The sequence below is a fragment of the Sorangium sp. So ce1014 genome, assembly GCF_051521505.1.
Classification (GTDB): Bacteria; Myxococcota_A; Polyangia; order Polyangiales; family Polyangiaceae; genus Sorangium.
In genome coordinates this window covers 4225901-4238365 of sequence record NZ_CP150356.1, presented here as the reverse complement: position 1 = coordinate 4238365, position 12465 = coordinate 4225901, and the positions used below count along the sequence as shown (strand labels likewise).

At 74.4% G+C, this 12465-nt stretch carries 8 protein-coding genes; 6 read left to right on the top strand and 2 right to left on the bottom strand.

What is annotated here, in order from left to right; genetic code table 11:
- Positions 1–218 precede the first annotated feature (218 nt).
- From WME75_RS16075 to WME75_RS16060, 4 genes are all read left to right on the top strand, one after another.
- Entirely contained in the window at positions 219–1328 is a 1110-nt protein-coding gene (locus WME75_RS16075) for a PP2C family protein-serine/threonine phosphatase (RefSeq protein ID WP_437491643.1), read from the top strand.
- 539 nt (positions 1329–1867) lie between these two features.
- Positions 1868–2812, top strand: a complete 945-nt coding sequence (locus tag WME75_RS16070; protein ID WP_437491640.1) for a hypothetical protein — start codon at positions 1868–1870, stop codon at positions 2810–2812.
- 221 nt (positions 2813–3033) lie between these two features.
- Positions 3034–7179 carry a serine/threonine-protein kinase gene (locus WME75_RS16065; RefSeq protein ID WP_437491637.1) on the top strand — a complete coding sequence of 1382 codons (4146 nt, stop codon included), beginning with the start codon at positions 3034–3036 and terminating at the stop codon, positions 7177–7179.
- A 33-nt stretch (positions 7180–7212) separates the two neighbouring features.
- Positions 7213–7962 (top strand): OmpH family outer membrane protein, encoded by a 750-nt coding sequence (locus WME75_RS16060; protein ID WP_437491634.1) that lies wholly within the window; start codon positions 7213–7215, stop codon positions 7960–7962.
- Positions 7963–8052: 90 nt separating this feature from the next.
- On the opposite strand, the gene WME75_RS16055 is transcribed toward WME75_RS16060, so the two are convergent.
- The gene (locus WME75_RS16055; protein WP_437491631.1) at positions 8053–10149 is read right to left on the bottom strand and encodes a hypothetical protein; all 2097 of its coding nucleotides are present in this window, start codon (positions 10147–10149) and stop codon (positions 8053–8055) included.
- Positions 10150–10213: 64 nt separating this feature from the next.
- On the opposite strand from WME75_RS16055, the gene WME75_RS16050 reads away from it, so the two are divergent.
- On the top strand, positions 10214–10648 hold the full coding sequence (locus tag WME75_RS16050) for a hypothetical protein (protein WP_437491628.1): 435 nt from the start codon (positions 10214–10216) through the stop codon (positions 10646–10648).
- A gap of 282 nt (positions 10649–10930) precedes the next feature.
- On the opposite strand, the gene WME75_RS16045 is transcribed toward WME75_RS16050, so the two are convergent.
- Positions 10931–11446 (bottom strand): hypothetical protein, encoded by a 516-nt coding sequence (locus tag WME75_RS16045; RefSeq protein ID WP_437491625.1) that lies wholly within the window; start codon positions 11444–11446, stop codon positions 10931–10933.
- 700 nt (positions 11447–12146) lie between these two features.
- Between WME75_RS16045 and WME75_RS16040 the strand changes: the two genes are divergently transcribed.
- A complete protein-coding gene (locus tag WME75_RS16040) occupies positions 12147–12353 on the top strand; it encodes a hypothetical protein (protein ID WP_437491623.1) in 207 nt (68 codons plus the stop codon).
- The last annotated feature ends 112 nt before the right edge of the window (positions 12354–12465 follow it).

The window sequence follows — 12465 nt, the reverse complement described above, 5'->3', positions numbered from 1 at the left end:
ACATGGCCGATCTCGCAGCCGCCCTTGTCATGGGAATCGCCCTTCTCGGGCTAATCTATTGGTATTTTCGTTCAAACAACGGCGACCGGGCCCGGCCCCGCGCGGCGACGACGCCGGCGCTGGGTGGCCCAGGAGCCCATGCCCTCGATGAGGGGGAGGCAGATCTCGAAGATACAACGACGAGGCCGGGCACAGCCGGCACGCAGGACGGCGCGCGTGTGCCCGCAGGCGAGAGCTCGCACGCGAAGACCACGGGTGGACATGGCCGCGCGGAGCGGGTCTCGGGCGCCGACTGGAAACGACCGAACGGGCCAGCGCGCCTCGACGACGACGACGGCGTCTTCGACGACGACGACGATCTGACGCTGATCACGCTCGCGCCGCCGGAGGTGCTGCAGAACGCGATCCGGCGCGCGAGCGCTCCGTCGTACGGGGGCGACGACGACGATGACGACGACGACGACGAGCGCGAGGAGCCCTCCGCTGTCCCGATCATCTACGACGACGATGCAGCCGTCGACGAGCCGACCAGCTCGTCGCCGCTCCTGCTCATCAGCGCCGTCGGGCAGACGGACCCCGGCCAGAAGCGCAAGAAAAACGAGGACTGCTATCTCTGCCTGGACGAGCACTACCTGTTCGCCGTGGCGGACGGCATGGGCGGCCACGCGGGCGGCGACGTCGCCAGCCGCCTCGCGGTCGACACGATCGCGCGGTCGTTCAAGGACCAGACGTTCGTGGACAGCGACGCCGAGAGCGCCTACCCCGACGTCCCGCGTCGCGGCAGCGAGCTCGCGGTCGCGATCCAGCGGGCGAACCAGGCCATCTACGACCGGGCCCACGCCGAGCGGAGCCTCAACGGCATGGGCACGACCCTCGTCAGCGCCCGGTTCTCCCCCAACAAGCAGCGCCTCTACATCGGCCACGTGGGCGACAGCCGCTGTTATCGCCTCCGCGACAACGAGCTGACGCAGCTCACCACCGATCACACGATGGGCGCCGCGGGGATCACCGGACCGATGGCGAACCACCTGAGCCGGGCGATCGGGATCTCCCCCGCGGTCAAGGTCGACCTGATCATCGCTCGCCCCCACCCCGGCGACGTCTACCTCCTCTGCTCCGACGGCCTGTCGAAGATGACGCCGCACGAGGCCATCCGCGACATCCTCCTCGCCGAGCCCGATCCCGAGAAGGCGTCCCTCGCGCTCATCGAGAAGGCGAACGCAGGCGGCGGGCGTGACAACATCACCGTCATCCTCGTCCGGGTCAGCGACCCCAAGGACCTCGCGCGGCTCGCCTCCCGCGCCAGCGCCGGCGCCGGCGCGAGCTGATCGCTCGGCGTCCTCTCTCCCGCCTCTCCCCCTCTCCCTCCATCTCCATCGAGACCGACCCCGCGCAGCGCCGACCGAGCGGTCCGCGCTGTGTCGGCGGAGCGCGCTCGCCCGCCGCGCGCCCGCGGTCGCCACGCGCTGTTCACGCGCCAGGGTTGCGCGTCGTTACGGACAGCGCGCTTCGATTGCCACGGATACAGACACCCTCGCTCGATGGCCCGCTCGACAGCCGAATACGGGCCACTGGCCAGAATCGTCACAGATACGGATCACACTCGCTCGTAATCGCGTTGACGCGCCCATTACGGTTCGCCCTCTTCGATTATCACACCATGACTGGCTTGCTGGGCTCAATCTCGCGCCAAAAAGAAGCGTCATGAGCTCTTGACGCGCTATGCCTCGAGCGCTCTCAATGGCCGCCGCAAGCAGCTCCTCGGCGGAGCCATTGAACCGGAATGCCTCGATCCTTTCTCTGCAAGATTGTTTTCGCCTCTCTCCTCTTCAGCGCGCCCGCGCTCGCAGCAGAGCCGACACGCCGCATGCTGCGGATGCGCTACAGCGAGGAGGCGCGAGCGACGTCGTGCTCTGTAGCGGGCGCGCTGCGCGAGCAGGTCCGTCAGCGCACGGGGTACGACCCTTTCCGCGAGGACGCGCCCGAGGAGGCCGACGTCGCGATCGGGAAGCGTGACGCGATGCTGGTCGCCACGCTCCGGTACCGGGATGAAGACGGCAAGACCTCCGCCCCGCGCTATTTCAGCGCTCCTGACAGCGACGCTGGCTGCGAGCTGCTCACCAGCTACATCGCGCTCTCGATCGCCTTCGCGCTGACGCCGTTCGGCAGCCATGTACAGGCTCCCGCAACGGCGCCGCCTCGCCCCGAGCTCGCGCCGCCCCCGGCTCCGCCGCGGTCACGACCGCCGCCGGCGCGCCCGGCCCCCGCGAGCGAGCCCGCCGGGATCTTGAGCACGCTCCGGGGAGGCACCGGCGTGTTCGCGCAGATCGGGCTGACCGATCAGCTGGTCGGCGGCGCCTCCTGGTTCTTCAGGGTTCACTGGTCGAACCGCCTCTCCTTCGCGCTGGAGGCCCGCACAGCGTTCATCCCCCTGAGCTCAGGCCCGAGCGGCCGGGGGTGGAGCCTGGACACATCGAGCCCGGGCGGGGAGCCGATGCACACCCGCATCCTCGTCACGAACGCCCTCGTTCCGTGCCTTCACACGAACGACGTGCTCGCCACCTGCGCCCTGATGGAGTTCGGCCTGCTGACGCTCACCGGGCAGCGCGCCAGCGACAGCGCGCTGTTCCTTGTGTTCGTGGCGCTCGGGTTCCGCACCGGGGTCGAGCTCGCGCTGAACGACTGGCTCTCGTTCACCACCCACGTCGATCTCCTCACGGCCGTCGGGCTCCAGGAGCGCCCGCACGTCGACATCCTGCGGGCTCCTCATCTCAGCGCGTCCGTCGGCGCCGGCGTGATCGCGGCGTTCTGAGCTCGCAGGAGCCGCACGCGGGATGGATGGTGGTGAGGACGGCGCGGCGGCGAGGATCGTGGCTGGAATTTTCGAGGACCAGCCCTCGCTCGTTCGGGCGCCGCGCGGCGCGCGGGACAGGCAGACGAGCGCCAGCCCAGGCCGCCCGCCGGCGCTCCTCGTGGCGCGGAACGCCTTCTCTCTGGCGTGAAGCCGCGCAATTCGCGTAGCCTTTCCTGACGGTGCTCCCGGAGTTCACCGATCCGACCGACCGCTTCATGATCGAAGCCCGCAGCCGAAGCGGCGGCATGGGCGATATTTTCAAGGGCACCGATCAGTCCACCGGCGCCCCTGTCGCGATCAAGGTCCTGCGCGCCGCGGCGTCGCCCCAGGAGCGCGCCCGCTTCGCGCGCGAGATCGCCATCCTGGCCGATCTGCGGCACCCGAACATCGTGCAGTACATCGCGCACGGCACCTGGCTCGACGGGCGCCTCTTCTTCGCGATGGAGTGGCTCGACGGCGAGGACCTCGGGCAGCGCCAGCGGCGCGCGCCGCTCGGCCTGCGCGACTCGGTGGAGGTCGTCCGGCGCAGCGCGGCCGCCATGGCGGCCATCCACGCGCGCGGCGTCGTCCACCGCGACCTCAAGCTCTCCAACATCTTCCTCGTCCGCGGCAAGGGCACCGCGATCAAGCTGATCGACTTCGGCGTCGTGCGGCTCGCGGTCCCGGACGACTGCCCCACCGAGCGCGGCACGATCATCGGCACCCCGCACTTCATGGCGCCCGAGCAGGCGCGCGGCGAGCCGGTGGACGCGCGGGCCGACGTCTACTCGCTGGGCTCCGTCCTGTTCCGCCTGGTCACCGGCAGGAACGTCTTCGAGACCGAGCACGCGATCGCCCTGCTCGGCCGCCTCGTCCTCGAGGACCCGCCGCGCGCGGCGCAGGTCCGCTTCGACGTGCCCGAGGCGCTCGACGAGGTGATCACGCGCTCCATCGCCCGCGATCGCGAGGTGCGGTACGAGAACGGCGGCGAGCTCGCGCGCGCGCTCGCGCGGGTCGGGGAGCTCAACAACGACCCCCCCGCGACCGACAGGTCCGCGTCGGCGATCCGCCGCGCGGCGGCGCCGGAGCTCCGGTCGGGCCCGGCGAGCCCCTCCGGGCCGATCGACGAGCGGCCGCAGGTGCGGCTCGCCACGAGCGAGCGGCGCGTGGTCGCCTGCGTGCTCTTCGAGCTGGGCGCCGGGCCGCTCCGCCCCGAGGTGGACGCCGCGCTCCGCGAGGTCCTCGGCGACGACGCGCGGCTCGAGCCGCTCCTCAGCGGGAAGATGGTCGCGGTGCTCGGGGTGGAGCGCTCGCGCGGGGACGAGGCGATGCGCGCCGCGCGGGCGGCGCTGACCGTCGCCAGGTCGACGCCGGGCGCGCGCGTCTCGGTCGCGGTCGGGCACGCCGTCCGCGGCCGCACGAACCTCGCCGGCGAGGCGCTCGAGCGCGCGGCGCAGCAGCTGGAGTCCGCCGTGCCCGGCGCGGTCCGGATCGACGGGTACGCGACCGCGGCGCTCGAGGGGCGGTTCGTGGTCCAGGAGGACGCGCGCGGCGGCGTGCTCCTGCACGAGGACGCGGCCGGCTTCGACGCGCGCAAGCTCCTCGGGCACCCCACGCCGACCCTCGGGCGCGAGCACGAGATCGCGCGGCTCCAGGGCATCTTCAGCGACGTCGCCGAGGACGGGGTCCCGCGCGCCGCGCTCGTGACCGGCCCGGCCGGCATCGGCAAGAGCCGCGTCCGCGCCGAGCTGATCCAGCGCCTCGACATGGCGCCGCACGCGCCGGTCATCCTGCTCTGTCGCGGCGATCCGATGAGCCAGGGGTCGGGGCTCTCCGGCCTCGGCCGCGCCCTGCGCGCGCTCATGGGCATCCACGACGGCGAGCGCCTCGAGGACCAGGTGCAGAAGGTGAACGCCCACGTGGCGGTGCGCCTGGCCCGCCCGCTGCGCTTCCTCGCGGGCTTCATCGGCGAGCTCGCCGGCGTGCCGTTCCCCAACGACGGCAACGAGCCGCTGCGCGCCGCCCGCGAGGCCCCGCAGCTCATGGAATCGCGCATGCGGATGGCGATCGAGGCGTTCTTCCGCTCGAAGTCCGAGAGCACGCCGCAGATCCTGGTCATCGAGGACATGCACTGGGCGGACAGCACCACCGTCGAGCTCGTCGACTGGCTGCTCGGCTGCGCCGACCTCCGCTTCGGCGTGTTCGGCTTCGCGCGCCCCGAGCTCGCGGGCCGGTTCCCGTCGCTGTGGCAGCAGCGCAACGTGACCCGCTTGGCGCTCTCGCCGCTGTCGCCGCAGGCCGCGGATCGCCTCGTGGCGACCGCCCTCCCCCAGGCCAGCCCGGCCACGCGCAGCGCCATCGTGCAGCGCGCCGGCGGCTACGCGCTGTTCCTGGAGGAGCTCATCCGGCACGCCGCGGAGGGGCGCGACGACGTGCCGCTCAGCGTGCAGGCGCTCGTGCAGCTCCGCGTCGACCGCATGTCGAGCGGGGTGCGCGAGGTGCTGCGCGCCGCGTCCGTCTTCGGCCAGGTCTTCTGGACCGCGGGCGTCGAGGCGCTGCTCGAGCGCGCCGTGGGCGCGGAGCTCGCCGAGCTGGAGGCGGGCGAGATCATCGCGCGCCAGCTGGAGCCCCGCGTCGCGGGGCAGGTGCAGTGGACGTTCCGCCAGGCGCTCGTGCGCGACGCGGGGTACGCCTCGATCCTCGAGGAGGACCGCGCCGCGCTCCACCGCGCCGCGGCCGCCTGGCTCGAGTCCGCGGGCGACGTCGATCCGGGGCTCGTCGCGCGCCACGCGGAGGCCGGCGGCGAGAAGACGCGGGCCGCGCTGCTCTACGCGCGGGCGGCCCGGGGCGCGGCGGCGAGCGGCGCGGAGCTCGACGCGGCGCTCGATCTCGCGACGCGCGGGCTCGCCTGCGGGGCCGAGGGGACCACGCGCGCGACGCTCCTTGTCCACCGGGGGGAGGTCTGCGAGCTGATGGGCCGCGTCCCCGAGGGGCTCGACGCCGCGGAGGAGGCCGCGCGCCTCGCGCTGCCCGGCTCGGATCTGTGGGGCGAGGCGCAGCTCCTCGCGGTGACCTGCATGATCGCGGCCGGCCAGAGCGCCGAGGGGGACGCGCGCGCCGCCTCGGCGCTCTCGCCGCAGTTCGCGGCGGCGCTCTCCCCGTCGATCCGCGCGAGGCTGCTCGCGTCGCGCGTCCGGGGCCTCGTGGACCTGAGCCGGCCCGCCGAGGCGCGGAGCGCCGCCGAGGCGGCGATCGAGGTCGCGCGCGCGAGCGGCTCGACGGCCGCGCTGCTCCACACGCGGGAGGCGCACCTCGCCGCGCTGATGCACGTCGGCGACCTGTCCGCCGCGGCCTCCGCGGGCGCGTCGCTCATCGCGGACGCCGACGCCGCCGGCGACGTGATCATCGCGGTGAAGGCCCGCCTGAACACCGGCTCGGTGCTGAACCACCTCGGGCTGTTCGAGGAGGCGCAGGCGCTGCTCGAGCGCGCGCTGCAGGGCGCGCGGAGCCGGAAGATCCGGGCGCTCGAGGGCTTCGCGCTCCACAACCTCGGCATGTCGTACGCGCGGCTCGGCAACATCGAGGAGGGCATCGCGCACGAGCGCCAGGCGGGCCGGATCGCCGACGACTGCCACGTCGCGCGGCTCAGGATCGTCGGCCGGCTGTACGAGGCGATCTTCCTCGTGTGGCGCGGCGCGCCCGGCGACCACGGGACCGCCCACGCCATCGCGCGCTGGCTCTGCGAGGAGACCGCGCGCCACGCGACGGCGCTGCAGGCGATGGCGAGCTTCGCGCTCGCCCGCGTCCAGCTGGCGCGGCGCGAGCTCCGGGCCGCGGTCGACGCGGCGCGCGAGGCCGCGCGCCACCTGGAGGGCGGGCCCATCGAGGAGTGGGACGACGCGATCCGCGTCACGCTCGTGGAGTCGCTCCTCGCGACCGGGGAGGAGCGGGAGGCGGACGCCGCGCTCGACGCCGCGTTCACCTCCCTGGCCGCGCGCGTCGAGGCGCTCCGGGATCCCCGCCACCGCGAGGCGTTCCTGCGCGGGAGCGACGACGTCGAGCGGCTCATCGCCCTCGCCCGCGAGCGCCTCGGCCGCTCGCTGCCCGCGCCCTCGGCGCTGCAGGCGCCGCGCGGCGCGGATCCATCCGCCAGGCAGGCCGCTGCGGCGCCGCCGCGGAGCAAGAGCGCGAAGACCGCCAGCGGCACCGTGTCGCGGAAGGATCGCGCCGAGGCGCCGGGCGGCGATCCTGCAGGGCAGCGCGGCGCGGGCCCCGCGCAGGACGACGAGGCTCACGCCGAGGGCGCGGCGGCTCCGGCGCGCGAGAAGGGCGCGCCACGTTCTTGACGTTGGGTGGCCGGGTAGCTAAGGCCATCCGCGATGCAAAACAACGCTCCTGAGCGGCCCGTCGTGCGCTGCTCCACGATCTCCGGCTCTGTGCGTTCGGTCGACGCGGGCCGGGGCGCTGCGCTCCGGGCCCGGCCGGTCGCGGGCCGGCGCTTCGCGGCGCGCTTCCTGCCGCTGCTCGCCGCAGCGGCGCTGGGCGGGGCGGCGCTGCTGTCGACCGCGCCGGCGTCGGCGCAGTCGAAGATCGCCGTCGTCGACGTGCGCCGCGCCATGCTGGAGACCGAGGAGGGGCTGCGCGTCCAGGCGACGCTCAAGAAGCTGTTCGACAGCCGCCAGGTGGAGCTCGACACGAAGCAGCGCGCGCTCGGCGACGAGCGCGACAAGCTCGACAAGGAGGCCCAGGCGGGCAAGACGCCGAAGGACGCGCTGCAGCGCAGGTTCGAGACCTGGCAGCGTCAGGCCGCCGAGCTCCAGTCGACGATGGTCGACTACCAGCGCGAGATGCAGCGCAAGGAGAGCGAGATGACCACGCCGATCCTGCAGAAGGTCCTCGGCCTGCTCCGCCGCCTCGCCGCGCAGGAGGGTTACGACCTCATCCTCGACAAGTCGGCAGCGCCTTATTACCGCGCCGATCTCGAGCTCACCGATCGCGCCATCCAGATGTACAACAGCGGACAGGTCGGCGAGGCAGGGCCCGCGAAGGGCGCGCCGCCGGCCAGGGGCGCGGCGCCTGCGAAGCCCGCCGGCCCGGCGCCCAAGCCGGCCGCGCCCGCCAAGAAGTAGCCGAATCACCTCGCGACGGCCCCGGAGCGGCCCGCCCGCGGCGCCGCTCCGTCGATGCTCCGCGCCGCAGGCGTCCGCTCCGCGTCGCGTTCACCCCGCGCGTCGCCGCGTCCAGCGGCCCGGGGTGCCCGAGGCGCGCGCGGCGATCGGCCGCCATGCCGCGATGGCCTCCTCTTGCACCACCACGAAGTCGTGCGGATCGAAGCGCACGAAGTGCCCGGTGCGGACGATGAGCTCGCGCTGGAGGTGCCGGCGCTCGGCCGGGGTGACCCGGCCCGCGTCGAGCTCGTCGAGCACGACCTCCGGGGTGTACGGGCGCCCGCGCCGGTACCGCGCGCCGAGGTCCCAGCCCTGGCAGCGCTCCATCCAGAAGGCCCGCCAGCGCGCGGCGTCCACCGTGGGCTGCTCGACCAGTTCGGGCGCCGGAGCCGCGGGCAGGTCGCGGGGATCGCTGACAAGCTGCGCGAGCTTGAGCTCGCGGGGCTCGCCCACGTCGGGGTCGGGCGGATCGGCGACGGCGATCTCCTCGTCCTCCACCGCGACCTCTTCCCACATCTCGGCGCCGGTGATCCGCTCCAGGGCGTAGGCCGCGGTGAGCTTCACCGCCTTGTCCCCGTCGCGCTCGAGCAGGTCGATGAGCAGGGGCACGGCCGAGGCCGCGCCCGTCCAGCCCACGGCGGCGATCAGGCCGCGGCGTGGCGCCTCGAAGGCGCGCGCGACGAGGTGCCGCGCGTCCGCCTCATCGCCCGCGATCGCGAGCAGGAGCGCCGCCGCGTCGCCGCCCTCCGTCCCCTCCAGCGCGTCGCGCAGCGCGATCGAGGCGTGCGGGTGGTCCGAGAGCGCCATGGCCGTCCAGGCGGCCTCGCGGAGCGCCGGGTCCTCCGCCGCGACGGCCCGCTGGATCAGCTCGGGCAAGCGCTGGCTCGACCCGCAGGCGAGGTGGTGGAGCGCGCGCGCCGCGACGGGGGCCGCCTCGTCCGAGGCCGCCGCGACGAGCTCGTCCTCGGTGGCGAGGCCGCGGTAGGCGAGGACGTCGATCGCCATCGCGCGGACCAGCGGCTCGGGCTCGCGGAGCAGTCCGCGGAGCGCGAGCGGCAGGAGCTCGTGCGGGACGAGCTTCAGGGCGGCGCCGAGCTCGTCGATGAACGCCCTGTCGCGGTCGCTCCGGAGCAGCGCGTGCTCGGCCGCGGCGAGCGCGTCGCGGCCCGCGAAGCAGCCGAGCACCATCGCGCTCGCGAAGGCGAGGCTCGGATCCTTCACGGGGGCCTCGGCCACGAGCCGCGGCACGTGCTCCAGCGCCGGCGCCCCGATGGCCGCGATCACGTCGATGGCCGCGAGCATGCGCCGCTCGAGGATCAGCGCCCCGCGGAAGGGATCGCCGAGCAGCGGCGCCCGCTGCATGCCGACCATCGCGACCTCCTCGAAGCACTCGCGGGTGCGGGCGCGGAGGAAGGCGAGGTCGTCGATCGCGGCGCCGATCTCCCGCGCGAACCCCGGCGGCGCCGGGGGCGCGGCGGGCTCGTCACGGCGCTCCGGGAGCGGCCGCGCCTCCGCCGCGCCGGGGAGCGCGCCGGGCGCGGGCGCCTGCTTCTTCAGCGCCTCGACGGCGGCCTTGAGCTCCTCGAACGTCCTCGGCCGCGCGATCGGCGGCGGCGGCTTCGCGACGAGCTCGGCCGGGGGCGGCTCCGGGACCTTGATCCTCGGCGCGAGCGACGCGCGCGGGACCACGTGGAGCCGCGGCCGATCGCGGCTCGCCAGGATGGGCGGCGGGTCGAGCGGCGGCGCCGGCGGCGCGGTGGCGAGCCGCGCCTCGGCGCGCTCGAGCCAGCCCCGCGCGCTCCGGAGCCGCTCGCCCACCGCCGCGAGGCCCGCGTCGAGCCCCGCCGCCCCGCCGACGGCGGCAGCAACGAGGTCAATTTCCGCGATGGCGTCACGCACGGCCACGATGCGATCGGCGCGGCCGTCGAAGGCGTCGTAGATCGCGCCGAGGGCCCGCTCCAGGGCGCGCGCGGGCGCGGTCAGGTCGGTGACGGGCTCGACGTCGTGCTCGAGCGACAGCGCTGCGCGGCGGAGCGCGGCGTGCGCGCTCTCCAGCGTGTCGTGGGCGAGCAGGTCCATGCTGGCCGGCGCGGAGTGCTGCCCGTCCTGACCGCCGGGCGCGACGAAAGGCAGGTAGGAGAAGGACACGCCCCATGGATACACCTGCGCGGAGGAGGCCCCAAGCCGCGCGCTGAGGTAGCCTGGCCGCGCGATGAAGGATCCTTCGCAGGACGTCGAGGTCTACGCGACGCTGGCCGCCCGGCTCGCGGATCCTGGCGCCGACCGCGCGGCGCTCCTCGCCGAGCACGGGCTCGACGAGGCGAGCTGGGAGGCGCTCGACGACGCCTGGCAGGCGCGCCTCGAAGAGGCGGACGAGGACGACGGCGAGGAGGTGGAGGTGCCGCCGCTCGTCGCCGCGTTCGCCGAGACGTTCGCCCGGGTCCAGCGCGGTCGCGCGAAGCGCGAGCTGTCGTTCGAGCGGTTCCTCGAGGCCGCGCGCGCGATGAAGCGGGGCACCGACATGGCGACGGTGCTGAGCCGGCTGGACCTGACGCTCGAGGACTACCTGAGCGCGCAGCAGCGATGGACCGCGGCGATGCTGGAGGACGACGAGCTCATGGCGCAGTTTCAGCGGGCGATGAGGTAGCGGGGATGGGCGCGCGGCGAGATCGGTCGGGGCAGGCGCCGCGCCGCTGAGCGGCAGAGGGGCGTAGGTTGGGGGAGGCATGATGGAGGGCGAGGGGACGATCCGATCGATCACGCTCGAGGAGCTCGCCGCCATCACCGGGGCCCTCGAGGCGGGCTTGCCGCGGGGCGAGGTGCTCGCCGGGGCGGGGCTGTCGGTCGAGGCGTGGGAGGCGGCGCGGGAGGGCTGGATGTCGAGGCTCGCCGCGCGGGCCGCGCGGGGGCAGCTGCGCTCGAGCCAGCGTTACCTGGAGCTCGTCGCCGAGCAGAAGGGCCGCGCCGAGGCGAGGGCGCGACACGCGCGCCGGAAGCCGGAGGGGCCGATCCCTGTGGCGCCTGCGGCGCACCTCTCCCCGTTGCAGGGGGCGCCTCGAGACCGGGCGACGCCGCTGCCCGCCGCGGGCGCGGGCGGCGAGGCGGCTGCGCGATCGCCGTGGGCCAGGCTGGGCGCGGCGGCGCCGCCGGGGCCGGGCCTCGTGGAGCCGGCGCCGGTGCGGCCGGCGATCGCGTCGTCGCTCCCGCCGGCCATGCCGTCGCCGCTGCCGCCGGCCATGCCGTCACCGCTGCCGCCGGCGATCGCGTCGTCGCTCCCGCCGGCCATGCCGTCGCCGCTGCCGCCGGCCATGCCGTCGCCAATGCCGCCGGCCATCGCGTCGTCGCTCCCGCCGGCCATGCCGTCGCCGCTGCCGCCGGTCACGCCCACCCCGTTCCCGGAGCCGCGGACAACGGCGCCGCCGAGCCGCGTGACGCTCCTCGGCACTCGGGCTGTCGCGCCACGCGAAGCGCTGCCCTTCCGTCAGGACGCCTCGAGCGCACCTCCGGCCGAGAGCGCCGCTACCCCGGCCGCGGAGAGGATGGATGCCACGCGCATCGGCACGGTCGGCGCGCTGCCGGCCGGCAGAGCCCTGCCCTTCTCTCGCACGGCTCCTGTGCTTCCGACCGACAAGGCCCTGCCCCTCTCTCGCACTGCCCCTGTGCTTCCGGCCGACAAGGCCCTGCCCTTCTCTCGCACTGCCCCTGTGCTTCCGGCCGACAAGGCCCTGCCCTTCTCGCGCCCTACCCCTGTGCTTCCGGCCGACAAGGCCCTGCCCTTCTCGCGCCCTACCCCCTCGCCCCCGGCCGACAAGGCCCTGCCCTTCTCGCGCCCTACCCCTTCGCCTCCGGCCGACAAGGCCCTGCCCTTCTCGCGCCCTACCCCTTCGCCTCCGGCCGACAGCGCTCTTCCCTTCTTGCGCCCCACCCCTTCGCCTCCGGCCGACAAGGCCCTGCCTTTCTCACGTCCCACCTCTTCAAGCCCCGTCAAGGACGAGACCGCACCGCTACCACCTGAGCGCTCGCATGGGAGCTGGGCTCTGCCCTTCCAGCAGCCGAGCTCCGCCTCCGGATCGCCCGCGAGCGCATCGACCTCTGAATCCGGCGTGCGGGCGCAGCCCAGCGTCGATGAGGAGGAGAGGCGGCGCGTGGAGCGGATCACCCTCGGAGAATACGCGCGCATCTGCGCCGACGTGCGAGACCGTTCAAGACACATCCAGCAGATCCAGAGCCATTACGGGCTCAGCCCGCAGGGCTGGGCCGCGCTCCACGCGATGTGGCACGAGCGCTTCCGGTCCGATCCGGCGCTCAAGGCGCGGTGGCAGGCGCTCGTCGAGCAGAGCGCGGAGAGCTGACGGCACATGCGGTCCGCTCGCACAAACCGGAAACGGTCCGGGGGATAGCTGGCAGCCTCCGCGCAACCGGACACGGTCCGGGGGAGGCAGCTGGCAGGTGGTGGCTGGTTTT

What these genes read in the sequence shown, in the direction of transcription:
- WME75_RS16070 (WP_437491640.1), top strand. Translation starts at nt 1,868, where the DNA reads ATGCTGCGGATGCGCTACAGCGAGGAGGCGCGAGCGACGTCGTGCTCT.
- WME75_RS16060 (WP_437491634.1), top strand. Translation starts at nt 7,213, where the DNA reads ATGCAAAACAACGCTCCTGAGCGGCCCGTCGTGCGCTGCTCCACGATC.
- WME75_RS16050 (WP_437491628.1), top strand. Translation starts at nt 10,214, where the DNA reads ATGAAGGATCCTTCGCAGGACGTCGAGGTCTACGCGACGCTGGCCGCC.